The organism is Streptomyces sp. NRRL S-244 (assembly GCF_000717915.1).
Taxonomy (GTDB): domain Bacteria; phylum Actinomycetota; class Actinomycetes; order Streptomycetales; family Streptomycetaceae; genus Streptomyces.
Genome location: NZ_JOCX01000018.1, coordinates 25,561 through 50,969 on the forward strand (window position 1 = coordinate 25,561; position 25,409 = coordinate 50,969).

Annotated in this window: 29 protein-coding genes and 1 pseudogene; 21 read left to right on the forward strand and 9 right to left on the reverse strand. The window is 71.0% G+C overall.

From position 1 onward, the window contains the following. Positions 1–105: 105 nt before the first annotated feature. Positions 106–1,800, reverse strand: coding sequence for a carbohydrate binding domain-containing protein (locus tag IF02_RS0122040; RefSeq protein ID WP_030159497.1), 1,695 nt, complete (start codon positions 1,798–1,800; stop codon positions 106–108). Between the two features lie 382 nt (positions 1,801–2,182). Here IF02_RS0122040 and IF02_RS0122045 point away from each other — a divergent pair, with 382 nt between their 5' ends. The 14 genes from IF02_RS0122045 (at position 2,183) to IF02_RS0122110 (ending at position 13,191) form a co-directional block, all read left to right on the forward strand. Then, positions 2,183–3,100, forward strand: coding sequence for a hypothetical protein (locus IF02_RS0122045; protein ID WP_234318297.1), 918 nt, complete (start codon positions 2,183–2,185; stop codon positions 3,098–3,100). Between the two features lie 39 nt (positions 3,101–3,139). Further along, a complete protein-coding gene (gene cpaB, locus IF02_RS0122050) occupies positions 3,140–3,841 on the forward strand; it encodes a Flp pilus assembly protein CpaB (protein ID WP_030159501.1) in 702 nt (233 codons plus the stop codon). Between the two features lie 7 nt (positions 3,842–3,848). Next, a complete protein-coding gene (locus IF02_RS0122055) occupies positions 3,849–5,126 on the forward strand; it encodes an AAA family ATPase (RefSeq protein WP_051696441.1) in 1,278 nt (425 codons plus the stop codon). A 3-nt stretch (positions 5,127–5,129) separates the two neighbouring features. Beyond that, the gene (locus tag IF02_RS0122060) at positions 5,130–5,504 is read left to right on the forward strand and encodes a TadE/TadG family type IV pilus assembly protein (protein WP_030159506.1); all 375 of its coding nucleotides are present in this window, start codon (positions 5,130–5,132) and stop codon (positions 5,502–5,504) included. Then, positions 5,501–5,878 carry a TadE/TadG family type IV pilus assembly protein gene (locus IF02_RS0122065; protein WP_030159508.1) on the forward strand — a complete coding sequence of 126 codons (378 nt, stop codon included), beginning with the start codon at positions 5,501–5,503 and terminating at the stop codon, positions 5,876–5,878. The genes IF02_RS0122060 and IF02_RS0122065 overlap by 4 nt, the downstream gene beginning before the upstream one ends. 7 nt (positions 5,879–5,885) lie before the next feature. Next, positions 5,886–7,232, forward strand: coding sequence for a CpaF family protein (locus IF02_RS0122070; RefSeq protein WP_030159511.1), 1,347 nt, complete (start codon positions 5,886–5,888; stop codon positions 7,230–7,232). Continuing rightward, positions 7,229–8,167 (forward strand): type II secretion system F family protein, encoded by a 939-nt coding sequence (locus tag IF02_RS0122075; protein WP_030159513.1) that lies wholly within the window; start codon positions 7,229–7,231, stop codon positions 8,165–8,167. Before IF02_RS0122070 ends, IF02_RS0122075 begins: the two co-directional genes overlap by 4 nt. Before the next feature lie 13 nt (positions 8,168–8,180). Beyond that, the gene (locus IF02_RS0122080) at positions 8,181–9,074 is read left to right on the forward strand and encodes a DUF5936 domain-containing protein (RefSeq protein ID WP_030159514.1); all 894 of its coding nucleotides are present in this window, start codon (positions 8,181–8,183) and stop codon (positions 9,072–9,074) included. Positions 9,075–9,142: 68 nt separating this feature from the next. After that, entirely contained in the window at positions 9,143–10,291 is a 1,149-nt protein-coding gene (locus IF02_RS0122085; RefSeq protein WP_234318298.1) for a sensor histidine kinase, read from the forward strand. Continuing rightward, entirely contained in the window at positions 10,288–10,974 is a 687-nt protein-coding gene (locus tag IF02_RS0122090) for a response regulator (RefSeq protein ID WP_030159517.1), read from the forward strand. The genes IF02_RS0122085 and IF02_RS0122090 overlap by 4 nt, the downstream gene beginning before the upstream one ends. A 110-nt stretch (positions 10,975–11,084) precedes the next feature. Then, positions 11,085–11,285: a hypothetical protein gene (locus tag IF02_RS34435; RefSeq protein WP_037836886.1), complete on the forward strand. Its 201-nt coding sequence runs from the start codon at positions 11,085–11,087 to the stop codon at positions 11,283–11,285. Next, positions 11,282–11,923, forward strand: coding sequence for a pilus assembly protein TadG-related protein (locus IF02_RS34440; RefSeq protein ID WP_030159518.1), 642 nt, complete (start codon positions 11,282–11,284; stop codon positions 11,921–11,923). Before IF02_RS34435 ends, IF02_RS34440 begins: the two co-directional genes overlap by 4 nt. A gap of 73 nt (positions 11,924–11,996) precedes the next feature. Next, positions 11,997–12,539, forward strand: a complete 543-nt coding sequence (locus IF02_RS0122105) for a hypothetical protein (RefSeq protein WP_420708190.1) — start codon at positions 11,997–11,999, stop codon at positions 12,537–12,539. Between the two features lie 4 nt (positions 12,540–12,543). Next, positions 12,544–13,191: an OmpA family protein gene (locus IF02_RS0122110; RefSeq protein ID WP_037836888.1), complete on the forward strand. Its 648-nt coding sequence runs from the start codon at positions 12,544–12,546 to the stop codon at positions 13,189–13,191. Here the strand turns inward: IF02_RS0122110 and IF02_RS0122115 are convergent. Further along, positions 13,188–13,751, reverse strand: a complete 564-nt coding sequence (locus IF02_RS0122115; RefSeq protein ID WP_030159524.1) for a TetR/AcrR family transcriptional regulator — start codon at positions 13,749–13,751, stop codon at positions 13,188–13,190. The two genes, IF02_RS0122110 and IF02_RS0122115, sit on opposite strands and share 4 nt — an antisense overlap. A gap of 105 nt (positions 13,752–13,856) precedes the next feature. Here IF02_RS0122115 and IF02_RS0122120 point away from each other — a divergent pair, with 105 nt between their 5' ends. Beyond that, positions 13,857–14,282, forward strand: a complete 426-nt coding sequence (locus tag IF02_RS0122120; RefSeq protein ID WP_030159526.1) for a nuclear transport factor 2 family protein — start codon at positions 13,857–13,859, stop codon at positions 14,280–14,282. Positions 14,283–14,367: 85 nt separating this feature from the next. Next, a complete protein-coding gene (locus IF02_RS0122125; RefSeq protein ID WP_030159528.1) occupies positions 14,368–15,237 on the forward strand; it encodes an alpha/beta fold hydrolase in 870 nt (289 codons plus the stop codon). Here IF02_RS0122125 and IF02_RS0122130 read toward each other — a convergent pair. The 4 genes and pseudogenes from IF02_RS0122130 to IF02_RS0122145 form a co-directional block, all read right to left on the reverse strand. Continuing rightward, on the reverse strand, positions 15,200–15,397 hold the full coding sequence (locus IF02_RS0122130) for a hypothetical protein (RefSeq protein WP_030159529.1): 198 nt from the start codon (positions 15,395–15,397) through the stop codon (positions 15,200–15,202). The genes IF02_RS0122125 and IF02_RS0122130 overlap by 38 nt on opposite strands. Positions 15,398–15,406: 9 nt before the next feature. Continuing rightward, a pseudogene (locus tag IF02_RS32605) lies at positions 15,407–15,864 on the reverse strand (DUF5753 domain-containing protein); the annotation flags it as partial. A gap of 56 nt (positions 15,865–15,920) precedes the next feature. Further along, entirely contained in the window at positions 15,921–16,925 is a 1,005-nt protein-coding gene (locus tag IF02_RS0122140; protein WP_030159530.1) for an SGNH/GDSL hydrolase family protein, read from the reverse strand. Between the two features lie 144 nt (positions 16,926–17,069). Beyond that, positions 17,070–17,648 carry a TetR/AcrR family transcriptional regulator gene (locus IF02_RS0122145; protein ID WP_030159531.1) on the reverse strand — a complete coding sequence of 193 codons (579 nt, stop codon included), beginning with the start codon at positions 17,646–17,648 and terminating at the stop codon, positions 17,070–17,072. 118 nt (positions 17,649–17,766) lie between these two features. On the opposite strand from IF02_RS0122145, the gene IF02_RS0122150 reads away from it, so the two are divergent. From IF02_RS0122150 to IF02_RS0122165, 4 genes are all read left to right on the forward strand, one after another. Continuing rightward, positions 17,767–19,356, forward strand: coding sequence for an MDR family MFS transporter (locus IF02_RS0122150; RefSeq protein WP_030159532.1), 1,590 nt, complete (start codon positions 17,767–17,769; stop codon positions 19,354–19,356). 302 nt (positions 19,357–19,658) lie between these two features. Beyond that, entirely contained in the window at positions 19,659–20,507 is an 849-nt protein-coding gene (locus IF02_RS0122155; RefSeq protein WP_030159533.1) for a polysaccharide deacetylase family protein, read from the forward strand. Between the two features lie 124 nt (positions 20,508–20,631). Next, positions 20,632–20,952: a hypothetical protein gene (locus tag IF02_RS0122160; protein WP_030159540.1), complete on the forward strand. Its 321-nt coding sequence runs from the start codon at positions 20,632–20,634 to the stop codon at positions 20,950–20,952. A gap of 92 nt (positions 20,953–21,044) precedes the next feature. After that, positions 21,045–21,671 (forward strand): hypothetical protein, encoded by a 627-nt coding sequence (locus tag IF02_RS0122165; protein ID WP_030159542.1) that lies wholly within the window; start codon positions 21,045–21,047, stop codon positions 21,669–21,671. Between the two features lie 214 nt (positions 21,672–21,885). Here the strand turns inward: IF02_RS0122165 and IF02_RS0122170 are convergent, their stop codons facing one another. The 3 genes from IF02_RS0122170 to IF02_RS0122180 form a co-directional block, all read right to left on the reverse strand. After that, a complete protein-coding gene (locus IF02_RS0122170; protein ID WP_234318299.1) occupies positions 21,886–23,133 on the reverse strand; it encodes an ABC transporter substrate-binding protein in 1,248 nt (415 codons plus the stop codon). Between the two features lie 311 nt (positions 23,134–23,444). Then, positions 23,445–24,062: an SMI1/KNR4 family protein gene (locus IF02_RS0122175; protein ID WP_030159545.1), complete on the reverse strand. Its 618-nt coding sequence runs from the start codon at positions 24,060–24,062 to the stop codon at positions 23,445–23,447. A gap of 36 nt (positions 24,063–24,098) precedes the next feature. Further along, positions 24,099–24,509, reverse strand: coding sequence for a DUF192 domain-containing protein (locus IF02_RS0122180; RefSeq protein WP_078622247.1), 411 nt, complete (start codon positions 24,507–24,509; stop codon positions 24,099–24,101). 70 nt (positions 24,510–24,579) lie between these two features. Here IF02_RS0122180 and IF02_RS0122185 point away from each other — a divergent pair, with 70 nt between their 5' ends. After that, positions 24,580–25,353, forward strand: coding sequence for a prepilin peptidase (locus tag IF02_RS0122185; protein ID WP_030159547.1), 774 nt, complete (start codon positions 24,580–24,582; stop codon positions 25,351–25,353). Positions 25,354–25,409: the final 56 nt, after the last annotated feature.

The following is a 25,409-nucleotide window of genomic DNA, read 5'->3' on the forward strand; positions in this document are numbered from 1 at the left end:
GGACGCGCACAGCGTGCTCTTCTGGCATGTCCCGGTCAAGAACTCCATTCCGGCCAGATCCGCCGGTCGGCCACCCGCCGGGACGGCCACCCCCACACGTACCGCCTAGGGCAGGGCGTGAACCTTCGGACCCACCGAGTTGGACCAAGCGCTACCCGCCTTGGCGTCCCAGTTGGTCGACCAGGTCATCGCGCCGCGCAGCCCCGGGTAGGTCCTCGACGGCTTGAAGGACCCGCAGTTCGTGCCCCTGGCCAGGCAGTCCAGGGCGTTGTTCACGATGGTCGGGGAGACGTACCCGCTGCCCGCGCCGCTCGGCGAGGCCGGCACGCCGATGCCCACCTGCGAGGGGTCGAGCCCGCCCTCCAGCTGGATGCAGGCCAGCGCGGTGAGGAAGTCCACCGAGCCCTGCGCGTAGACCTTGCCGTCGCAGCCGTTCATCGAGCCACTGTTGTAGTACTGCATGTTGACGACGGTCAGGATGTCCTTGATGTTCAGCGCCGTCTTGAAGTAGCCGCCCGCCGTCGACTGCATGTCGATGGTCTGCGGGGCCATCGTGATGACGAGCGAGGGGCCGGCCTTGGCGGACAGCGAGCGCAGCGCCTGCGTCATGTAGGTCGGGTTGAGGCCGTTCTCCAGATCGATGTCGATCCCGCTGAAGCCGTACTCCTGCATCAGTGCGTACGCGGAATTCGCCAGGTTGTTCGCGGAGGTCGAGTCCCCCACCGAGATGGTGCCCTTCTCGCCGCCGATGGAGAGGATGACCGACTTGCCGGCCGCCTTCTTCGCCGCGATGTCGGCCTTGAACCGGTCGACGGTGTAGCCGCCGAGGCCCGCCGAGTCGAGGTTGAAGGTGATGGCCCCGGGCGTGGTCGTGGCGTCGGCGAAGGAGACCGCGATGATGTCGTACTGCGCCGAGACGTCGGAGATCTTCTGGACGGTCGCGCCGTTGTTGAAGTTCTGCCAGTAGCCGGTCAGCGCGTGCTTGGGGACCGAGGGGTTCGGGTTCGGGTTGCCGCCGCCGGTCGTCGTGCCGGTCACCGCCGCCGACTTCGGACCCTCGCCGGCCGCGTTGTACGCGCTCACCTGGAAGGAGTACGAGGTGGCGGCGGCGAGCCCGGTGATCTGCGCGGGGGAGGCGGACAGGGTCTGGATGCGGACTCCGTCCTGATAGACGTAATAGCCGCTCGCCCCGCTGACCGCGTTCCACGAAAGGGTGAGCCCGTTCGCGCTCTGGCCGGAAACGGCGCTCCCGCCCGGGGCGCCGGGGACGGACGGGCCGGGGTCGGTGCCGCCGCCCCCGTCCGGGCCGAAGACGCTGAAGTCGTCGACGACGTACGCGGGCTGCCCGTACCAGCCGTGCGTCCACACCGTGACCTGCGTGGTGCTCGCCCCCGTGGTGAAGGTGGTGGAGAGCTGCTGCCAGCCGCCGCCCGAGCCGGGGGTCCAGGTGGACACGTCCTGCGTACCGGTCCCGGTCACGCCGAGGTACACGTACGAGCCCTGCACCTGCTCGCTGAGCGTGTACGTCGAGTTCGGCTTGACCGTGACGGTCTGACTGCACTGCGCGTTGTCCTGGCCCGCCGGGGTGCCCTTGAGGGCGGCGGCCCCGGCGTGGACGGGCGAGGAGACGACGGCGCCGCTCCCGGAGCTGCACGTCCAGCCGGCGAGACCGGACTCGAAGCCTCCGTTGCGGACGACGTTGACGTCGGCGGCCTGCGCGGTGCCGGCGGCGAGGGCGGTCAGGCCGCCTGCGGTCAGGGTGGCGGCGCCCAGCAGGGCGAGCGAGCGTATGCGGTTCACGTGGTCTCCGTGGGGGGAGAAGGGGATGTGGAGGGGGAGGTGGAACAGGTGAACGAACGCACCCGGGGTCGTGGGTGGGGGAAACCCCGTTGGCGCGTCGCCGTGTTGGGGCCAAGTTGGTCCAGACCAATCCCCCTGTCAAGACTCTTTGCAATGTGGCTTGAATTGATCGGGCGTCCGATCCCGGATGTCCGGGTTTCCCGCCACCTGTGACCGGGGCCGCCGGTACGGGAATTACCAAGGCCCTGCCCTGCCAGGGACGACGCGGATATGGTGCTGGGGCAAGGGGGAAGGGCGCCGATCGTTTGCGGTCGCGCAGGGGTGCGCGTACGCGACGGCGGCGCCGACGTATGGGGCGTACGGGGTGAACAGGGGGATTCGCGTGCCGACCGCCATTGCCGTCACCAGCGCCGATCTGGTGCTGCCGGCCCCCGACCGGCACACACCGCCGGCCGTCGTCCTGCACCCGCCCGGACAGCTCGACCTCGCGGGCGCCCTCGCCGAGACGAGCGCCCTGCTGGAGCGCCACGGCCACATCGTGGCCTTCGTACCGCCCTGGCTGCCGACCGCGACCGTCCAGCGGCTGCACACCGTGCGGGCCATCCTGGAGACCGACCGGATCGCCTTCATCGACGTCGATCTGCCCCCGCTGGCCACAGCCCTGCTGGTACGTCAGCTGCGCCAGCTCAGCGTCTGCGACTTCAGCCCCGGAGTCATCGCCTCGGCCGCCCGGCTGCTGTCCCACTACATCCACGCCGGGGCCCTGCTGGGCTCGGTCGCCAAACTGGACCGGGTCCCGGTCGGCCTCAAGGCGCACGCCCGCTCGTGGTCGCCGAGCGCGCAGTTCGCCGTACTGGCCCACCCGACCCCGCACCTGGTCAAGCTGACCGGCTCCGGCGGCGGCGGGGCGCACGCCGGGGGCGCCGCCCTGCCCCCCGGCCCCGCGTACGCCACCCACCTCACCTTCGCGCGCGGCCAGCTCGCCTCCGACTGGGTGACGGTCCAACTCGCCCCCGCCTGGCGGGTCCAGGGCGTGATGGAGAACCCGCTCCCGGCCGACTCGCCCGCCTGGTGGGCCACGGCGAAGCTGGTCGAGTTCGCCGCCGCCATCCCGGACCCGTCCGTGCTCTACCAGCTGGTCGCCTCCGTCCGCCGCGAACAGTGCCACTGGTGCGGCCTCGAACTCATCGGCGACCGCTGCGCCTTCTGCGCCGCCCCCCTGGCCGCCCCGCCGCCGGCCGAGGCCGGGGACAGGACGACATCGCCGGCCTTCGCCGGCGCCCCCAGACCAAGACACTGACCGGCTGAACGATCGAAGAACGGCGAGGTAGTACGGCCCATGAACTCACGCCAGCGCCGCGGCGTCATCCTGCTGCTCCTGTCGGTCCTGTGCGCCCTCGCGGCGTTCGGCGGGGTCCTCGTGGTGATCGGCGACGTCAATTCCAAGGTCGGGGCCGAGGTCACCGCCTACCGCGCCAAGGGCGACATCCCGCCGTACAGCCCGCTGTCGGCGGGCCAGTTCGAGGAAGTCTCCATCCCCAAGCGCTGGCTGTCCGACACCGCCGTCACCGACCTCGGCCGGCTCAAGGACAAGATCGCGCTCACCACCCTGCGCAAGGGCTCGCTGCTCCAGTCGGACATGTTCGTCGACAAGCCGCAGCTCCAGCCCGGGGAGCAGGAGATCGCCATCATGATCGACGCGGCGACCGGCGTGGCCGGCAAGATCTACTCCGGGGCCAAGGTCAACATCATCGCCACCTTCAAGGGCGCCAAGGACACCGAGCCCTCCCGCTCGGTGATCATCGTGGCCAACGCCCGCGTCCTGAACGTCGGCAAGCTCACCGCCCTCGACAAGGACAGCGACAAGAAGGGCCCCGCCGAGGCGGTCCCGATCACCTTCGCCCTCAACACCAAGGACACCCAGCGCGTCGCGTACGCCGAGTCCTTCGCGGAGCACGTACGCCTGGCCCTGGTGGCCCCCGGCACCGACTCCGCGCCCGGCCCGGGCGACCGTACGTACACCCTCGACGGGGACAAGTGAGGCCCGGATGACCACCCGAATCCTCCCCGCGGCCGGCGACCCGGACGCCGCCCGCCACATCTCCACCCTGCTCAGCCAGCTCCCGGCCGCCGAGCCGGGCGCCCCGGTCCCCGACTCCACCACCCTGCTCGACACCCTGGGGCGGCTGGCCGCCGAGTCCATCGACGAACTGCCCGAGGTCGTCCTCGTCCACGAGCGGATCGGCCCGGTGCCCGCGCTCGACCTCATCCGCGAGGTCGCGCTCCGCTTCCCGGCGGTGGGCGTGGTGCTGGTCTCCTCGGACGCCGGACCGGCCGTGTTCTCCGCCGCCATGGACTCGGGCGCGCGGGGTGTGATCGGGCTGCCGCTCGCGTACGAGGAACTCGCCGCCCGCGTCCAGGCCGCCGCCCAGTGGTCCGTCGGCGTACGCCGCCACCTGGGGCGGGGGGCCGACGTGTTCACCGGCCCCGGCGGCAAGGTGGTCACGGTCACCGGGGCCAAGGGCGGCGTCGGCACCACCTTCACCGCCGTGCAGTTCGCGCTGGCCGCGGCCGCCTCGGGGCGGCGTACGGCCCTGGTCGACATGGACCTCCAGGCCGGCGACGTCGGCTCGTACCTCGACGTGCAGTTCCGGCGCTCGATCGCCGACCTCGCCGGGATCCACGACATCTCCCCGCGCGTGCTCCAGGACGCGGTGTACGAGGACCGGACCGGGCTCGCGCTGCTGCTGGCCCCGGCGGAGGGCGAGCGGGGCGAGGAGGTCGACGAACGCGCCGCCCGGCACATCGTCGGCGCCCTGCGCAGCCGGTACGAGCTCGTCGTCATCGACTGCGGCACCCAGGTGACCGGCGCGAACGCGGCGGCGGTGGAGATGGCGGACGTGGCGGTCCTGGTCACCACGCCCGACGTGGTCTGCGTACGGGCGGCCAAGCGGCTGGTCCGGATGTGGGAGCGGCTCCAGGTCCGCAAGGCGGAGGACACCGCGATGGTGGTCAACCGCTGGAGCAAGCACACGGAGATCCAGCCCTCGCTGATCGAGAAGATCACCAAGACCCGGGCCACCCGGACCCCGGTGCCGGCCGCCTTCAAGGAGCTCCAGGCGGTGGTGGACGCGGGCCGGGTACAGGACCTGGACAACCGCTCCAGCGTGAAGCAGGCGCTGTGGACGCTGGCGGGCGAACTCGGCCTGCTGACACCCCCGTCCGCGGCGGAGCCCGAAGCCGCTGCCGCGGGGACCCCGGGCGCGGCCCTCGCCATACGGGCCGCCGGCCCGGTGGCGCGGCTGCGCCGCGGCCGGGAGGGCTGACCGATGCCCGCGCGCAGACCCGTCGGGCGCGCCCGGGGTGATCGCGGCCAGGTGGCGGTCGAGTTCGTCGGCATGGTGCCGCTGATCCTGCTGCTCGTGGCGGCGGTGTGGGAGTGCGTACTGATCGGGTACGCGTTCTCGCTGGCGGGCAACGCGGCGGACGAGGCGGCGCGGGTGGGCGCGGTGCACGGGGACGGGGCGTGCGATGCGGCGGCGCGGCGGCACGTAGGGGGCGCCTGGCACATGAGCGTGCGCTGCGGCGAGTCGGGCGACGTCTACAAGGCGACCGTGGAGCTCAACCTCCCGGTCTTCTTCCCGGGCCTCGACATCGGCACGCCGATCACGGGCGAGGGCGGCTCCCCGAAGGAGGACGAGTGAACCGACACCGATACCGGGGCGCGGGCCGGGACCGGGGCCAAGTCGCCCTGGAGTACATCGGCTTCATCCCCATCCTGCTCTTCGTCGCGCTCTGCGGGATCCAGCTCGGCTGGGTCGCGTACGTGGAGCAGCAGGCGGACACGGCCGCCCGTACCGCGGCCCGCGTGGAGGCCCGCAAGGGCGAGGGCGGGGAGGCCGCCGGCAAGGCGGCGATCCGGCCGAGCCTCGCCTCGCTCGCGGAGATCGAGGTCGCCGGGACGCCCGACGCGGTCACCGCGACGGCCCGCATCACCGTCAAGTCGATCGTGCCCGGCCTGGACTCCTACACGGCCGAGCGCACGGCCGTCATGCCCAACGACGATCCGAAGGGGTGAGCGCACCATGAGCCTGCGTTCCCGCGTCAACACCCCCGACGACCGGCACAGTCCGCGCGAGGACGGCCGGCTGGTCTCCGCGTACCGGGCGAAGCTCCTGGAGGAGATCGACCTCGCCGAGATGTCGGCCCTCGCGCCCGCCGAGCGGCGGGCCCGGCTGGAGCGCGTACTCGGGCACATCATCAGCCGCGAGGGCCCGGTCCTGTCCACCGTCGAGCGGGCGCAGCTGATCCGCCGGGTGGTGGACGAGGCGCTCGGCCTCGGCGTGCTCGAGCCGCTGCTCGAAGACGCCTCGATCTCCGAGATCATGGTCAACGGCCCGGACCAGATCTTCGTCGAGCGCGCCGGCCGCGTCGAGCAGCTGCCCCTGCGCTTCGCCTCGCACGAGCAGCTGATGCAGACCATCGAGCGCATCGTCTCCACCGTCAACCGCCGCGTGGACGAGGCGAATCCGATGGTCGACGCCCGGCTGCCCAGCGGCGAGCGCGTCAACGTGATCATCCCGCCGCTGTCCCTGACCGGGGCCACCCTCACGATCCGCCGCTTCCCGCGCGCCTTCACCCTGCACGAGATGATCGGCCTCGGCTCGCTGGACGCCCAGATGCTCCTGCTGCTGTCCGGTCTGGTCCAGGCGAAGATGAACGTCATCGTGTCCGGGGCCACCGGAACCGGGAAGACCACGCTCCTCAACGCCCTCTCCGGTCTGATCCCGGAGGGCGAGCGGATCATCACCATCGAGGACTCGGCGGAGCTCCAGCTCCAGCAGGCGCACGTCATCCGCCTCGAATCCCGCCCGGCGAACGTGGAGGGCAAGGGCCGGATCACCATCCGCGACCTCGTACGCAACTCCCTGCGCATGCGCCCCGACCGCATCATCGTCGGCGAGGTCCGCGGCGGCGAGACCCTCGACATGCTCCAGGCGATGTCCACCGGCCACGACGGCTCCCTGGCCACCGTCCACGCGAACAGCGCCGAGGACGCGCTCATGCGCCTGCAGACCCTCGCCTCGATGTCCGAGGTGGAGGTCCCCTTCGAGGCCCTCCAGGACCAGATCAACAGCGCGGTGAACGTGGTCGTCCAGCTGACCCGCTTCGGCGACGGCTCGCGCCGCCTCACGGAGATCGCCATCCTCGACTCGCACGGCCGCGAGCCCTTCCGCATCACCACTGTCTGCCGGTTCGCCGCCCAGCCGATGAGCGCCGACGGCCGCGTCCACGGCCACTTCGAGTACCACCCGCTGCCGCGCCGCATCGCGGACCGCCTCTACATGAACAACCAGCCGATCCCACAGGCCTTCGGGGTCGCCATGTCCGACGACCAGCTCGCCACCCGCATCACCCGGACCGTCCTGTGAACCCACTGATCCTCCTCACCCTCGGCGTCACACTGCTGGCCTGCGTCCTCGTGGTCGCGGGCGTCCAGGCGTACGCCGCCGGCCGCGCCCAGCGCGCCGCCCTCATCGAACGCCTGGCCGCGGAAGGCGCACCGGAGCAGGCGGGCCGCAGGCGCCGCTTCCCCGGGGTGGACCGGCGCCTGCGCCGGACCGCGCTCGGCAAGCGGATCGAGGTGAAGCTGGCCGTGACCGGCCTGGACCTCACCCCCGGCGAGTTCTTCGTCTACGTGCTGATGTCCGTCGCCGGGGTGTGGCTGGTCGCCGCCAGCTTCCTGGCCCCGTTCTTCGGCCCGGTGGCCGGCCTGATCGGCCTGTGGGCGGCCGACGCCTTCCTCAACTGGCAGCGGGCCCGCCGCAACGAGCGCTTCATCAACCAGCTGCCCGAGCTCGCCCGCATCCTCGCCAACGCCACCCAGGCCGGGCTGGCCCTGCGTACGGCCATCGCCATAGCGGCGGACGAGCTGGAGGCCCCGGCGGGCGAGGAACTCTCGCGCGTCGCCGACCGCCTCGCCGTAGGGCACTCCATCGACGAGGCGCTGGGCGAGATCGCCGAACGGCTGCCCTCGCGCGAGCTCGTCGTCCTGGTCTCCACCCTCGTACTGTCCGCGCGGGCGGGCGGCGCGATCGTCGGCAGCCTGCGCAACCTGACGGTGACGCTGGAGCAGCGCAAGGAGACGCGGCGCGAGGTCCGCACCCAGCTCTCCCAGGTGACCGTGACGGCCTATCTGGTGCCGGCGATCGGGCTCGGCTCGCTGCTGCTGGTGAACGCGATGATGCCGGGCGCCCTGGACCGGATGACCGGCGCGTTCATCGGCCAGACGGCGGTGCTGGTGGCGATCGGGCTCTTCACGCTGGGCTTCGTCCTGATCCGCCGGCTCTCGAAGATCGACGTGTGAGGGGGCGACGGACATGACGGCTCTGCTGCTGGCGCTACTGCTGGGGGTGTCGGTCTTCGGTGTCTTCCACGGCATCCGCCTCTACCGCGCCGAGGTGAAACTGCCGAGCGACCTCGCGCTGGCCCTGGAGGTCGGCGCCACCCGTACGACGGCCGTGGGCTCGGCCGTCGACCGGCTGGGCATCCGCTGGGCGCCGCTCGTACTGCGCCTGATGGGCCCGAACCGGGTCGCCCGCAAGCGCCGCCAGATCGACCTGGCGGGCAATCCGGCCGGCCTGACCATAGACCGGTACGCGGCGCGCCGCGCGGTGTACGGGTTCCTCGGCGCGCTCGGCGCCTTCTCGATGCTGATCAACGGCCAGCTCGTACCGGCCCTGCTGATGGTCGCGTTCGGCCTGTTCTGGATCGAGGTCGGCCTGTGGTCGGCGATCCGGGTCCGCCGCGACCACATCGAGCGGACCCTGCCGGACTTCCTGGACGTACTCGCGGTCGTGGTGAGCGCGGGGCTCGGCTTCCGGCAGGCGCTGGAGCGGGTGGCCGCCAAGTACGACGGCCCCTGGTCGGACGAGGTCCGGATCACCTTGCAGCAGATGGACATGGGCGTCAGCCGCCGCCAGGCCTTCGACGAGCTGCGCCGGCGCAACGACTCCGAGCAGGTGGCGCAGTTCGTGACCGCGCTGCTCCAGGGCGAGGAGCTGGGCTCGCCGATCGTCGACACGCTGATCGCGATCGCCGAGGACATGCGCCGTACGGATGCCCAGAACGCCCGCCGGCGGGCGGCCCGGGCGGTCCCGAAGGCCACCTTCGCGGTGACCATGTTCATGCTGCCGGGAACGCTGATCCTGCTGGTCTGCGGCTTCGTGTACGGCGCGGACGTCGACTTCGGCGCGCTGCTCGGGGGCGGGTGACCATGGCGGTCCTCCACATCCCCCTGGCGGGGCCGTCCGTACGCGGAAGGACGGCGGGGGCCCCCGTTTTGGCACCCTCCCCGGCACTCCAGTCCCATGCGCTCCAGGCCCTCTCCCGGCGGGTCTTCGCGTTCCGGATGGTGATGATCGGCCTGGGCGCGCCGCTGGCACTGGGGCGCACGGCGGCGGGCGGGCCGACGTACCTGGTGGGCGGGGCGATCCTGCTCACCTTCATGGCCTCGTACGTGCTCTTCCGCGACTGGGAGCGCTTCGGGCCGCTGCTGCTGCGCCACCGGTGGCTGCTGGCCCCGGACCTGGCGTGCTGCGGGCTGCTGCTGGTCACGGCGAGGCCCGAGTCGCCGCTCGGCTTCGCCGTGCTCTGCACACCGCTGCTGGCCGGGCTGGTCTACGGGTGGCGCGGCTCGGCGCTCTACGCGGCCCTGGCGGCGGTGGCCGTGGCCGCCGTGGCCGGCGGCCTGACCCTGCCGGTGCTGTGCCTGCTGGCGGGCGCGGCCGGCGCCTCGCTCCGGGACCTCCTCTTCCGCTTCGGCGCGGCGAGCCAGGCCCTGACGGAGGCGCGGGCCCGGCTGGCGGCAGCCGAGGCGGTACGCGCCGAACGGGACCACCTGGCCCGCGAGATGCACGACTCGGTCGCGAAGACCCTGCACGGCCTGGCCCTGGCGGCGGACGCCCTCGCCCGCACCACGGACCCGGCGACCGTGCGCCGCCAGGCCTTGTTCCTCTCCGGCGCGGCCCGCGCGGCGGCGGCGGAATCCCGCGCACTGCTGACGGACCTGCGGCGGGAGGCGCAGGCGCCGGGCGTCTCGCTCCAGGGGGAGCTGCGCCGCCTGGCCGGGGCGGACGCGGAGCTCCGGACGGCGGAGGCCCTCCCGGTGATGGATCCCTGGGTGGCGCACCACGTGGTGGCCATCACCGCGGAGGCCCTGGAGAACGCCCGCCGCCACGCGGGAGCCTCGCGCGTACTGGTCTCGGCGGCGGCGAAGGCGGGGGTGTTCACCCTGACCATCGAGGACGACGGCTGCGGCCTCCCGCCGGACGCCCTGCGGCGCGGGGGCCGCTTCGGGCTGCGCGGCATGACCGAACGCGCGGCGGCGATCGGCGCCCGCCTGCGGATCGAAGCCCGGCCATCCGGCCCCGGGACGGTGGTCCGCCTGGACCTCCCGCTCGAGGCCCCGACCCCGGAGGGGAGCCCGTGACGCCGCTCCGCGTTCTGATCGCCGACGACAACCCGGTGGTACGGGCGGGCCTGACGTCCCTCCTGGCGACGGCCGGGGACATGGAGGTCGTGGCCCAGGCGGCCGACGGCCGCGAGGCCCTGAGCCTGACCCGCCGGCACGCCCCGGACGTGATCCTGCTGGACGTGCGCATGCCGGGCGTCGACGGCATCTCGGCCCTGCCGCACCTCGTACAGCTGGCGCCCGTACTGATGCTGACGTACAGCCAGGAGTCGGAGGTCGTCCGAGAAGCGCTCCTCCTGGGCGCGGGCGGCTACCTGGTCCACGGCGAATTCACGCCGGAGGACCTGGTCCGCGCGGTCCAGGGCGTCCGGGAGGGGAGGGCCCATTTCACGCCGACGGCGGCGAGCGCACTCCTCGCGGAACTCCGGACCTCTTCGCAACCGCAACGAACTGTGGCACGCTCTCCTGAGCGACTGCACAACTCGGTTCTCTTCGGCCTGAGTTCGAGGGAGGTGGAGATCATGGATCTCATCGCGTCCGGGATGAGCAACCAGCAGATCGCGGCCACCTGCTTCATCAGCGAGAAGACGGTGAAGAACCACATCAACCGCATCTTCGCGAAGCTCCAGAGCGCGAGCCGCAGCGAGGCGATAGCGCGCTGGCTGGGAACGGCCCGTCCAGGGGTGAGCGGCCATGGGTAGACGGAGTGCGCAGTGGGTCCGTAATTGGGCCCCGGGACCCTTGGTTATCACCGGTGACTCCCCGTACGGTCCGCAAACCAACAGCGCCACCGGCCCGGGAGGAAACCCCCATGTTGCAGAACACCCTGGCGAGGATGCGGAACCGGTACCAAACCAAGGCCGCCCAGGACCGAGGCCAGACGGCCTTCGAATACCTGGGCATCATCCTGGTGGTCGTAGTGATCATCGGCGCAATCGTCGGCACGGGCATCGGCCAGACGATCACCAACCGGATCGCCGCAGCGGTCACCGCGGTCACCGCAGGGAAGTGATCTCGGCGAAGTTCGGTGAACGAGGGCAGGCATTCCCCATCTACATCGTGCTGGTGGCGGGGATGCTCTTCGCTGCGTTCGTCTTCTTCGTCTTCGGGCAGGCGGCACTCACGCGCAGCAATGCGCAGGGAGCCGCCGACGCGGCTGCCCTCGCGGCTGCGCGTGATGCCCGAGATCACCTGATCCCGGGCCTGGACTTCGCGAAATTCGAACCCGAGGACTGGGAGAAGATCCTTCGTGGGGAGCTGCTGGACCCGACCGGTGCCTGCGCGGAGGCGAGCAGCTTCGCGGCCAAGAACGACGCGTCGGCGACCTGCACTCCGCGGCCTCGCGAGTTCGCGGTAGAGGTGACGACCAACGGGACGGTGGGGAAGTCGGTCGTCCCGGGCACCGACAGCGTGCACGGGCAAGCCAAGGCGACCGCGGCGATCGAGCCGCGCTGCACTCTGGACGCCGCTCCGGCGCCTGGCCCCACTCCGTCCCCGACCGCTACCCAGGGCCCCACTCCGGCGCCGACCCCGGCGCTGCCCGTGACGTTCAAGTGCAAGGGCGGTAAGGCCCTGGTGCTGGACCCTTTGAAGCCCGACCCCTGGCGCAAGCTGGCCAGGACCCTGTTTGACGTGCGCTTGGTCGATTGACAGTGAATGAGAGAAGGAAGCGGCATAGATGAGCACTCGGCACTCGGTGAAGGTCCGCGGGGGAGCGGCCGCCGTGGCTGCGGCGGTTCTGGCGATCACGATGGCCGGATGCGGAGGGGGCGACGACAACAAGCCCAAGGCGGCCCAGAGCGCGTCGTCGAATTCCCAGGGAGCCGCACCTCAGTCGCAGGCGCCCAGTGGCAGCCCCGCGCCCACGCCGACCGAAGTGCTCGCCACCGTCAACGGCGAGAGCGGCATGACCCTCACCATCAACTCGGCGGTGCGTGACGCGGGCGGCTTCCTGACGGTCAGCGGCCAGTTGAAGAACACCGGCAGTCAGGCCTTCGCCAGTACCGCGGCGTGGCGGGGCAATGAACTCAACAGCAGTGGAGCCTCGGTCGCGGGTGTCACCCTGGTCGACAAGGCGGGCAAGAAGCGGTACTACGTGCTGCGGGACACCGACGGCAGATGTCTGTGCACGACCGGGCTGACCGTCATCGATGCCGGACAGACGGTGCCCTTCTTCGCGCAGTTCCCGGTGCCTCCGAACAACACCACTCAGGTGGACTTCAATCTCCCTACCTTCGCCACGGCGACCATCAAAATCTCCGGGTGACCCCATGAATAAACGCCACCGCGCCTCCGCTGCGACAGCCGTCGTCGGTCTCGTCATCGCCGGCGCCCATCTGATGGGCGCGACCAGCGCCTACGCCGACGACGTGAAGCCGTCCGCGCCTCCCGGCACGGAACCCTCCGCCGCCGCGCCGGTGCCGATCGACTCCAACGCGCCCGGCCTGAAGATCCCGCAGGGTGGAACCCTGGCTCCGATCAAGGTGCTGGACATCGCCGAGGTCGTCGAAGACCTCGGCGGTGAGCAGCGGCGGCAGGAGACCAATCAGACCGTCATGATGGCCCTGCAGTCCGAGGTGCTCTTCCCCGAGAACAGTGCCGTCTTCAACGCCCAGGCCGCCGCCCGGATACAGGCCATCGCCAACGAGATCAACACGCAGAAGGCGACCCGCGTCCGGGTCTTCGGGTTCACCGACGACCAGGGCAGCTACGAGCACGGCAAGGAACTCTCCAAGCAGCGCGCCGACGCCGTCCAGGCCGAGCTCGCCAAGACCGTCACCAGTCCCGGCGTCATCTACGACGTACGCGGCTACAGCGAGGACTACCCGATCGCCGACAACGGCACCGAGGAAGGCCGCAAGAAGAACCGCCGGGTCGAGATCACCTTCCCCCGCACCACCCCCGCCGGCGGCAATTAGGAGGCGTCCCCGGCCCGCATCAGCGCCGACGCCGCCGCCCCCGCGCGGCGGGCCGGCTCGGGGCCGGGGTCCAGGGCCGCGACCACCGTCGCGCCCTCGACCAGGATCAGCAGCTGGTCCGCCAGGACCTCCCGCCCGGGCCCGGCGGCCCGCGCCAGCAGCTCCCGCAGCTCCGCCTTGTGGCGGCGTACGACGTCCAGCACCGCGGCGGGGCCGGTGCCCAGCTCCCCGTACGCGTTCAGGAACGCGCAGCCCCGGAAGCCCGGCTCCGAGAACCACTGCGCCAGCCACTCGAAGACCGCCTCGACCGCCCCGACAGGATCCGCGGCCTCCGCGGCCTCCGCCACCGCGTCGCGCAGGCTCGCCGTCCAGCGCCGGTCGCGGCGGTCGAGGTACGCCGTGACCAGGGCTTCCTTGGCCGGGAAGACCTTGTAGAGCCGCTTGAGCGGCACGCCCGACTCCGTGCGGATGCGGTCCATGCCGACGGCCTGGATGCCCTCGGCGTAGAACAGCGCCTCCGCCGCGTCCAGCAGCCGGGTCCGGGCCTCTTCGTCGTCCATGAAGGCAGCGTAGCCCAGGATCGCTTGCGCCGAGAACGATCGTTCTCTAAGGTCGAGAACGACCGTTCTCGACTCTCGCAACTCTCTCGACCCGAGGTGACCGCCATGGCCGACCCCGCCGCCGTACGCCCGCCCCTGCCGCCCTTCACCGAGGAGACCGCCCGCGCCAAGGTCCAGGCCGCCGAGGACGCCTGGAACAGCCGCGACCCCGAGCGCGTCGCCCTCGCCTACACCGAGAACTCGTTCTGGCGAAACCGCGACCGCTTCCTCAGCGGCCGCGACGAGATCCGCGAGTTCCTCGCCGAGAAGTGGGAGCGCGAGCTCGACTACCGGCTCCGCAAGGAGCTCTGGGCCTACACCGGAAACCGGATCTCCGTCCGCTTCGAGTACGAGTGGCACGACGCCTCCGGCCAGTGGTGGCGCAGCCACGGCAACGAGCAGTGGGAGTTCGACGACAACGGGCTGATGCGCCGCCGCGAGGCCAGCATCAACGACATCCCGATCACCCCCGAGGACCGCCGCCTCACCTGATCCGCGGCCAGGTGTGCCGTCCCCCGCCCCGCGGTATGTGTCTGCGCGAGCACTCAACCCCCGGACCCCCGTGAGGAGACTCGGCATGGCGGCAGCACGGGCTCGCGTGAACGGCGTGGACCTCTACTACGAGGTCGTGGGCGAGGGTGAACCCCTGGTCCTCGTCCACGGCTCGTGGGTCGACCACGAGACCTGGCAGCGCGTCGTCCCCCGCCTCGCGCGGTCGTTCCGCGTACTGGTCTACGACCGGCGCGGCCACAGCCGCAGCGAGCGCCCGCCGGGCCAGGGAAGCCGGCGCCAGGACGAGGACGACCTCGCCTCCCTCATCGAGATCCTCGGCGCCCCGGCCCACGTGGCCGCGAACTCCTTCGGCGCCTCGACCGCCCTCGGCCTCGCCGCCCGCCGCCCCGAGCTGCTGCGCAGCCTGACCGCGCACGAGCCCCCGCTCATGGACATCGTGGGCGACGGGGACCGGGAGCTCCGCCCGGTGCTCCAGGCCATGGAGACCGCCCTCGACGGCGTCCTCGCGGCCCTGCATGCGGGCGAGGACCGGGCGGGCGCGCAGCGGTTCGTGGAGGACGTGGCCATCGGCCCGGGCGCCTGGGAGCAACTGCCGGACCGGGTGCGCCAGACGTTCACCGCGAACGCCCCCACGTTCGCGGACGAACACGGCGACCCGGACTGGGCGCGCCTCGACCTCGCCCGCCTCGCCGGCTTCCCCGGCCCCGCGCTGCTGACCTTCGGCAGCGAGAGCCCGCCGTGGTTCCCGGTGATCGTGGGCAAGCTCGCGACCGCGCTCGGCGGCCGGGCGCGGATGCGGACGCTGGAGGGGGACGGCCACGTCCCCCACCTCACCCACCCCGACCGGTACGCCGACGGCCTCGCCGAGTTCATCCGGTCGACCGCGTCGAAGCCGTTCAGTCGGCCAGCAGGTGATCGGCCTTCCCGGCCTTGATGTCCCGGATCATCTGCCGGAGCGCGTCCGCCGTGTCGCTGAGGTACGCCGCCTCCTGACCCGCCACCGCGATGTAACTCCGCCCTTCCCCGTCCACCCCGAGCCGGTAGCAGCTCGCGCCTTCGCCGCAGAAGGCGTCCTCCCACGTGATGTCGGCCATCGTGTCCCCTTAGAGTTCGCGAGCCAGCTGGTGGATGAAGTCCCGCGATGGGCCCGGCGGCAGGCTGATCCGCTCCATCCAGTCCAGCTGGGCACGGTATTTCGATAGTTGCGCCTCGGTGTGCAGGAATTCGGCGCCGTGCGCGCTGTCGATCTGCACGGTATCGAGTTGCGGCACCGGCCCCTCCAGGTAGTTGACCGTCTGGCCGGCGCCCGGGAATCCCTCCGCCTCGAAGGTCAGGACGCGCAGGACGACGTTGTCCCGCTCCGATGCGCGGAGCAGGTGCTCCAACTGTGCCCGCGCCACCTTGCGCCCACCGAACCGCATGCGCAGCGCCGCCTCGTGGACGACCGCAACGTACTCGGGTGCCGAATCATGTCGAGCCTCGCGGCCGACAGCGAGCCCCGGTAGCGCTCCCACCAGCCGCGCCCCTGTGGCTGCGCCATGGAGACGAGCACACTGATGTACGGCTACCTCGCCGCCTGAACCCTGATTCCTGGCGCCGACCGTGAGGACTCCGGGGTCATCTCCTGGCTGCCCCCAGCCCCGTCAGGGCTTGGGTGACCAAGTCGGCCTGGTGGGTGGTGCCTTGGAGGTTGGGGTGGAGGACCGTGCAGGCTTCGCCGGTGGCGGGGATCCTGCGGCAGAGGCCGGAGGGCGGGTCGGTCTGGGTGCCGGAGCCGGTGAGGCTGTCCTTGATGCCGTACATCCACCGCTGGTCCGAGGGCGCGCAGACGCCGTGGGCGGTGCTGGAGGTGTACGTGTCCACGTAGACGGCGCCGGCGCGTTGCGCCCCGGTGCGCAGGACCGTGTTGACCCGGCGTTCCAGGGCGTCGAGGAAGGGCATGTCCCCCTTGGTGACGGTGCCGAGCTGGCGCCAGGACCCGAAGGAGCAGCCGGTGCTTTCGGCGACGACGGCCGGGTATCCGACGACCGCCACCTTGGCGTGGGGTGCCCGGGTCCGGATGTCCTTGAGGGTGGCGGCGAAGTCCGCCTCCAGGGCGGTGATCCTGCCGTCGAGCCAGCTGGTGCCGGAGCCGCGGGTGTAGTGGGTGGAACAGGGGCTGCCGGTTCCGAAGGATGCGATGCCCTGCTCGACGCACTTCGTGACGATGTCGGCGAAGCCGACGGAGTTGCCGCCGATCCCGAGGGTGACGAGGTCCGTGGCGGCGGTGACGGCCTTGATCTGGGCCGGCCGGGGGGCCCAGCCGCCCTTGGGCGGCACGGACGGGGGACCGGTGAACTCGGTCTGTGGCTCCAGAATGCCGGCTCTGACCTCGGCGGCGGAACAAGTGACATCGGTGAGACGGACGTTGAGACGGCGGGCGGTCTGCTGCGGATAGCTGAGGGTGGAGCGCCCGCAGCCGTCATCGGCGGCCCACGGGCGGACGAAGGCGCCGGCGCTGTACGAGTCACCGAGGGCGGTGTAGTCGAGGGGAGCGGGGGGTGGTGCGGCCGTGGCCGGGGCGGTGGTCAGGGTCATGAGGGTGAGGGCGCTCACGAGTGCGTACCTGGCGCGGAATGGCATGGCGGTGTCCTTGGCTCAGGCGCCGTACCGGCCGATCCGGGTGGCGCACATCACTCAAGGTAGTCGATTCGGTTACGGAGAGTAGCGATCGGGTGCCCAAACCCCCGGAACGGGTGAACGGTGGGACTTGGAGGCGCCCCGCCCTCAGGACGCCTGGTGGGCCTGGGTGATCAGGTCCGTCGCGACCTCCAGGGCCGCCAGCCGGGTCTCCTCCGGGTCGCCCTCCACGTGCTGGAGGAACATCATCCCCGCGTGCAGGGTGAACAGTGCGCTCACGCACCGCACCTGGTCGGTCAGCGGCCCGTCCTCCGTCCGCAACAGCTCCACCAGGGTGAAAAGCCGGCGCTTGACCGTCTCGCCGATGCTCAGCTCCCGCATCGTCGCCTGGTTCTCCTGCATGAAGCGGTACAGCGGCGCGCCCGCCGCCATCGCCTCGCTGTAGCGCCGCAGCACCTCGCGCTTCGTCTCCAGCGTCCGCGGCTGCCGCTTCGCCCAGTCGATCAGCTCGTCGATCGGCCTCGTCAGGTCCTCGAAGACGCTGATGATGATGTCTTCCTTGGTCTTGAAGTGGTAGTACAGCGCCGCCTTCGTGACCTCAAGCCGCTCCGCGATCTCGCGCAACGAGGTCTTCTCGTACCCCTGCTCGGCGAAGAGTTCCAGCGCGACGTCCTGGATGCGCTGGCGCGTGTTGCCGCGGCGCGCGTGCGGACTGCTACTGGACATGGCTATCCCCAAACTACTTACTTGACGCCCGGCTAGTGACGGGTCTACCTTCCCCAGTGTAGTGAACTAGCCGGGCGGCAAGTAAGGGCCCGGAGCGCATGGGTAAACGGGGAGTGACATGGCTGAAAACACAAACGCGGCGGAGATCTCCGAGGAGGTGAAGCCGCGCAGCGTCCGTGTCGTCCTCATGGCACTCATGATCGCAATGCTTCTCGCCATGCTCGACAACATGATCATCGGTACGGCGATGCCGACGATCGTCGGCGAGCTCGGAGGCCTGGAGCACCTCTCCTGGGTGGTCACCGCGTACACGCTGGCCACCGCCGCCTCCACCCCCATCTGGGGGAAGATCGGCGACATGTACGGGCGGAAGGGCTCCTTCCTCACCTCCATCGTGATCTTCCTGATCGGCTCCGCGCTCAGCGGCATGGCCCAGGACATGGCCCAGCTGATCGGCTTCCGCGCCGTCCAGGGCCTCGGCGCCGGCGGTCTGATGGTCGGCGTCATGGCGATCATCGGCGACCTGATACCGCCCCGTGAGCGCGGCAAGTACCAGGGCATGATGGCCGGGGTGATGGCCCTCGCCATGATCGGCGGACCGCTGGTCGGCGGCACCATCACCGACCACCTGGGCTGGCGCTGGTCCTTCTACATCAACCTGCCGCTCGGCGCCGTCGCGCTCGCGATGGTCACCGCCGTCCTGCACCTGCCGAAGAAGACCGGGGCTCAGCGGCCGAAGATCGACTACCTGGGTGCGGCCCTCCTGACCGTCGCCATCACCTCCACCGTGCTCGTCACGACCTGGGGCGGCACCGAGTACGCCTGGGGCTCCGGCCAGATCATCGGCCTGATCGTCGTCGGCATCCTGTCGATCGCCGCGTTCCTCTTCGTCGAGACCAAGGCCGCCGAGCCCGTCATGCCGCTGCACATCTTCCGCAGCCGCAACTTCACGCTCATGTCGGTCATCGGCTTCCTCGTCGGCTTCGCGATGTTCGGCGGCGTGCTCTACCTCCCGCTCTTCCAGCAGTCGGTCCAGGGCGCCTCCGCCACCAACTCCGGCCTGCTGCTCCTGCCGATGCTGCTCTCGATGATGGTCGTCTCGCTGATCGCGGGCCGGGTCACCACCAGCAGCGGCAAGTACAAGATCTTCCCGATCGCGGGCGGCGCGCTCATGGTCGTGGGGCTCTTCCTGCTCGCGCAGATGGACACCGACACCACCCGCCTGATGTCCGGCGTCTACATGGCCATCCTCGGCGCAGGCCTCGGCTTCCTGATGCAGATCACCATGCTGGTCGCGCAGAACAGCGTGGACATGAAGGACATGGGCGTCGCGTCCTCCTCGGCCACCCTCTTCCGTACGCTCGGCGGCTCGTTCGGCGTGGCCCTGATGGGCTCGCTGTTCACCAGCCAGGTCACCCAGACCATGACCGACCGTCTGGGTCCGGGTGCCGCCAAGGCCGCGGGCTCGGCCCAGCTCGACGCGGCCAGCCTCGCCAAGCTGGAGCCGACCATCCGCGAGGCCTACCAGCACGCGGTCGCCGCCGGTACGCACTCGGCGTTCCTCCTCGGTGCGGTTGTCGCCGTACTGGGCTTCGTGGCGGCCTGGTTCGTCAAGGAGGTCCCGCTGCGGGGCGCGGGTCCGGCCAAGGCCGGCGACGCGGCCGACGGCAACGCGGCGCAGGCTCAGGCGGAGTCCCTCGCGCACTGACCCCTGACCCCTGACGTTCACCAGCCCGGCCCCGGCGGATCTTCCGCCGGGGCCGGGTCTTTTCATGGGCTGAATCCGTGTCCCGTGGGGTAGGTGAGTACGCGTGATGCAGGGGAGGTTGATCTGGTTCCGTCCTGTTTCAGGTGGGGTCCAAATCGGGAGGATCAAGGACCAAGGTCCTATTAGCTGGATTTTATGGGGGAATTGGCGGGAACCCGTCTGCTTCACCGGTCGTCCTGGAGAGGAGAGCGCACACAAAAACGGACGGGGAACGGACGGGGAGGGGACGGTCCATGGGCTTCATGGCGCGCGCGAACAGGCAGGGCATCCGGGCCGGGGCGGTCGTCGTGGCGGCAGCCGCCGCGGTGGCCGGGACGGTGTGGGGGGTGGCGACCTTCGTCGGACCGGGCCACGGGGCCGGACAGCAGCCAGCGCACGAGAACGTGTCACGCCAGACCGGGACCGGCACTCCCGACGGTGGCGCGGAGAACGACGGCGCGAAGAACGGCGGCGCGCCGCAGTCGCGCATACCCGACGGCATAGCCCACGCCTCCGAAAGCGGGGGCAACGCGGTCAACATCACCATCGACGACGGCCCGGATCCCCAGTGGACCCCCAAGGTCCTCGACGTACTGAAGAAGTACGACGTGAAGGCGACCTTCTGCATGATCGGACCGCAGGCCAGGGCCCACCCCGAGCTGGTCAAGCGCGTCGTCGCGGCCGGCCACCGGCTCTGCGACCACACCATGGACCACAACACGACCATGGACAAGAAGCCCCTCGCCTACCAGGAGCAGCAGATCCTGGAGGCGAAGAAGATGATCGAGGACGCGGCGGGCGGCGGCGCCAAGGTGGAGTACTACCGCGCCCCCGGCGGCGCGTTCACCCCCGACAGCCGCCGCATCGCCGCCGCGAACGGCATGCGCCCGCTCGGATGGAACGTCGACACCAAGGACTTCGGGAAGCCCGGCGTCGCCGCCATCGTCAACGCGGTCAAGAGCGAGATCGGCAACGGTCCGACCGTCCTGTTCCACGACGGCGGCGGCAACCGCTCCCAGACCGTCGCGGCCCTCGACCAGGTACTGGACTGGCTGAAGGACCAGGGCCGCCCCACCGGATTCCCCGTCCGCACCGCCCCGGACGGCTCCTGACACGCCGTCCGGTGGCGAACGGGTGAAGGTCGCCGCCCCGGCGCCGCCCGCGGTGTTCCCTGGTCGCGCACACAGCCCGCACACAGCCCGTACGAAGCCCGTACGACCGCCCCAGGAGGCCCCCGTGATCGCACCGGACCAGCTGTCCGACCCCACCGTCCGCGCCTTCGTCACCGCCGTCAACGCCGGCGACCGCAGTGCCTTCCACGCCGTCCTCACCCCGGACGCGACCATGTCCGACGACGGTTCGGACCGGGACATCGCCCAGTGGGCCGACAGGGAGATCTTCTCCTCCGGCGGGCACATGGACGTCGAGAAGGAGTCCGACGGCGGCCTCGCCCTCATCGTCAACTACCGCAACGACACCTGGGGCGAGATGCGCACCGCCTGGCGGTTCATCACCGACAGCGGCCGCATCAGCCGCTTCGAGACGGGTCAGGCCTGAGCCGCAGCCCGCGTCGTCCGCGGCGGATCCCGTACGGGTGAAAGCGCGCCCGGCCTCGTTTCAGCCCGCCGCGGGTCCCCGTTGGGCCGGGCATGAAGCGCACCCGTACCGCCGTTCTCGCCCTCGCGACCGCCGCGGCGGCCCTCGCCCCGGCCCTCGGCCAGGCCGCCGCCACCGCCGCGGACGGCACGTACCTCCAGGACCCGGCCGGCGGCGAGAAGGCGATGAAGTCGCAGTGGACCAAGGACGAGATGCACAAGGTGGAAGGGCAGTTCCGCTTCTACCCCGGAGTGCAGTACAAGATGGTCACCCGCCCCGGCCCCTCGGGCGCCCCCGACTACGAGCGGAAGGTCGCCGACCCCAAGACCCTCGCGTGGCAGCCGTCGTTCGACTTCGGCTGGGCGGTGTCGGACTCGACGCTGGTGAAGAAGGCCGTGACCACCAAGGACGGCAAGCACCCGATCGTCGTGCACGCCGTACTGCGCCGTTCCTCGGACCACGCCAAGGCGGTCGAGGTGCACCAGGAGCTGGCGGACCGGCCGGCGACGGGGCGCGCCAAGGTCCCGGGCGGGAAGCGGATCGCCTGCGACACGGGTGAGTACACGGTGGAGTGGTCGGTCACGCGCACGGGCTACGGGACGCTCACGGGCACGCTGCGCTGGGACTCCAGCTGCGAGCAGTACCGGACGGCGTTCTCGACGGAGAACGGCAAGGTCTGACCCGGAGGCGGGAAAAAGGGGGGGGAGGGGGAGGGGAGAAGAAGGAGAGGGCCGGCCGCCCCGCGCACCTTGTGGGTGGTCGGCGGCGACTGGTCCGCGGCCTTGGATCAAGAGCCGTGGCAGTCATTCTGCCGCACGGGGTGGGGTGCGACAGGGTCGAAAGTCCCGTGTCGGACGGGATGTTCAGAAGTTTCGGCGGGCAGTGCCGCTTCCGTCAGTGCCTCTTCCTGGTTTCCTCGTTCGCCTTGGCGGCGATCTCCTCCAGGACGCTCTTCGCGTCGCCGTTCGGCTCCACGGCGCGGCCGATGTTGCGCTTGATGGTGTCGCTGACCGTCACCCACGACGGGTCGTTCACCGGGTACAACTGCGCACCGCGCAGGGCGGTCAGGAAGAACTGGTCGTTGCTGTCGAGGCCGCCGCCGGAGGGATTGCGGGAGGCCGAGACGGTCGACGGCAGCAGGTGGTAGCGGCCCGCGAAGTCCGACAGGTTCTTGTCCTGGTAGATGAAGTCCAGGAACTTGCCGATCTCCACGCGCTTGCCGTGCTGCTTGAACGCCATCATCCAGTCGGCGACGCCCACGGCCGGCGTGCTCTCCCCGGAGCCGAGGGTGTCCGAGACCGGCATGGGCGCGGTGCGCACGTCGATGCCCTTGGCGCGGGCCTCGTGCAGGAGCTGCGGATAGCCGTTCAGCATGCCGACCTCGCCGCGGGTGAACGCGGCGAAGGCGTCGGCGCGGTTGAGCTGGGACGGCGGGACGGGCCCGGTCAGGCCGGGGCCGACCAGGTTGTCCTTGAGCCAGCGGAAGGTCTGGATGTTCTGGTCGGAGGCCAGGTTGTAGTTGCCGCTGCTGTCGGCGTAGCCGCCGCCGTTGCTGAGCTCCCAGATCATCGCCTCGGCGTGCGCCTCCTCCGGGCCCAGGGGGAGGGCGTACGGGTACTTCACGCCCTTCTCCTTGAGCGCCTTGGCGGCGGACTTCAGGTCGGACCAGTTCTTGGGCTCGCTGACGCCGGCCTGCTTGAACAGGCCCTGGTTGTAGAAGAGGAGCCGGCTGCTCGCCACCCAGGGCAGGCCGTAGAGGGTGTTGCCGACCGAGCCGGCCTCGGCCAGCGGCTGGAGGAAGTTCGCCTCGGCGGTGACCGAGAGGAGTTCGTCCGCGGAATAGAGCTTGTCCTGCGCCGCGAAGTCCGAGTACGAGCCCATGAGGGCCATGTCCGGCGCATTGCCGCTCTTGACCATACGGGAGACCTCGCGGTCGATGTCGGCCCAGGGCAGGAGCTGGACCTCGACCTTGATACCGGGGTTGGTTTTGCTGAAATCCTCCGTCACCTTGTCCCAGTAGGCCTTGGAACTGGTGGCCTGGCTGTCCCCGTATTCCGCGGCGACCAGGCGGAGCGTACCGCTGTCACCTGCGCTGTTGCCTGAATCGCCGCATCCGGACAGTGGTATCAGCAGACCGAGCACGACTGCGGTCGTAGCCGGGCCGAAGATTCTTCGTTGCACGGGTGTATTCCCCTGGATTTCTTTTGAGTCCCGTTACTACTTATGAGTTGCTCCGGGCTGGGGTGTCCGTCCGTGGCCCGTTGGCCGGAATTCTCTCCTGTGCGCGGGCGGTTGATTCCATTGGGGCGGAACTTGTGGTCAATGCTCCAACTGCGGCTTTTCCGGCTGGTGTTTTCCGATATGTGATCAACAAGTCGGACGCGCGTAGACATGCCGAATGGCCCGATTCCGGCCCATTGGGGCTGTGGAACGGGTCGGGCGTCCGGATCAGGTCAGTCGGCGAACTCGCCCGCGTACGGGTCGGGCTCGCCCGTCTCGGGGTTGCGGCCCTCCTGCCAGCGGCGCTGGGCCTTGCGCCAGTGCACGAAGCTGAGGTGCCCGCCGTCCCAGAAGGTGATGCTGACCGGGCTCACGTCGAACTCGTCGGAGCAGAGCCGGTACAGGAACTCCGCCATGCCGTACGGGTACACGGCGAAGGCGTCGGCGGTGTGCCGGCCGACCACCAGGACGGGCCAGCGGTCCGGGTCGGGGTCGGTGGTGAGCCAGCAGAGGATGTCGGAGCCGCCGGTGACCCCCCACGCGATGATCGACTCGGGGTCGACGCCGAAGGCGGCCCGGCCGCCCTCCGCCTCCCAGAGCTGGCGGGCGTTGGCGGTCTCCTCGGCCATCTCGGCCGGGTCCCACTGGAGACCGGGCTTGGGGAGGGGGAGGAGGATGCTGGCCTCGCCGTTGATGGAGCCGGCGCCGAAGCGGCCCATGAAGGCGATGAAATCGGCCGGGAACCGGGTGCGCCAGGTGGCTTCGACAGCCGGCCAGTCGATGTCCTCGTCGGCGCCGTGCGTCGCCGGCATGATCTGCTCCAGCGCCTTGATCCGCGCGTTCTCCGTCATGCCGCTCCCCTGAGACCCCAGCTCAACCGCCCCAACCTACCGCCGTCCTCGCGCGGCGCCTAGCCGCGGCCGGCTGCGGCCGAGACGGGTCAGGTCGTCCGGCCCCTCGATGTCCAGCCGGGTCCCGACGCGCAGGCCCCAGGCGGCCATGGCGCCGGCCTCGGCCTCCAGGACGTGCCGGGAGCGGAGCCGGGGGAGGCCGAGGCGGTTCGGGTCCATGGTGGTCAGGGCGATGACGCGCAGGCGGCGGTCGAGGTACGCGACGTCGATCGCGAACCGCATCCGGAACGTGTGCACGCTGCCGGCCGGGGTGAGGAGCAGGGCGGCGCCGGGCATGCCGTCGCGGCCGAGGAGCCCGCGGGTGCGGGCGCGGTAGGAGGCCGCGATCTCCACGGGTACCGCCGGCAGGTCCGGCCCGAGCCGGAGGAGGCCGTTGCTGGTGGTCATGGCGGCAGGGTAGGGGTGGTTGGGCCCCCGGGCCCATGCGGGTGCCGGTGTCTGCGCCTACGGTCGGCGGATGGGCCTGTTCGTGATCACCGCCGCCGCGGTCGCCTACGGCGTGGCCGCGGGGCTGCTGGTGCCGCGGGCGGCGTACCGCCTGTCGGTCGAGCCGGACGCCGCGTGGCGCGACCGCTGCCCCGAGGGTCACGCCATCCCCGGCTGGCTGGGCCTGCCGCACTGCCGCGACGCCGGACACGCCGCGCCCGCCCGCCCCTTCGCCCGCCCCTCCGTCCGCCCTCGCCATACGTACGGAGTGGGCCTCGGGCGGGCCGCCGGGACCGCCGGGGTGGTGTGCGGGGTACTGGGTGGTGCTGTCGGGGGGCGGCCCGAAGGGGTCGTGTTCGTCGCGGCCGTGCCGGTGCTGCTCCTGCTCGGGATCGTGGACCTCACCGTGCAGCGGCTGCCCGACGTGCTGACCCTCCCCCTCGCCGGAGCCCTCGCCGCCGGACTCGGGGTCGCGGCCCTCGTACCCGGGTCCGGGGGGTCCTGGACGGGGGCGCTCATCGGCGGGGGCGCGCTGGCAGGGGCGTACCTCCTGCTCTTCCTCATCAACCCCGCCGGCCTGGGCTTCGGCGACGTCAAGCTGGCGCTCGCGCTCGGGGTCACTCTTGGGTGGTACGGCTGGGGGGTATGGGCCGCCGGAGCCTTCCTCGGGTTCCTCTACGGCGCCCTGTACGGGCTCGCCCTTGTGCTGCGGGGCCCCGCGGGCCGCCGGACGGCGTTCCCGTTCGGCCCCTTCATGGCCGCCGGAGCCCTCACCGCAGTGCTGCTGGGCGGTTTCGGAGCGTAATCATCTTGCGCCGATGCACGCATCAGGCTTTACGAAGGGTTATGGTGGAACCCCCC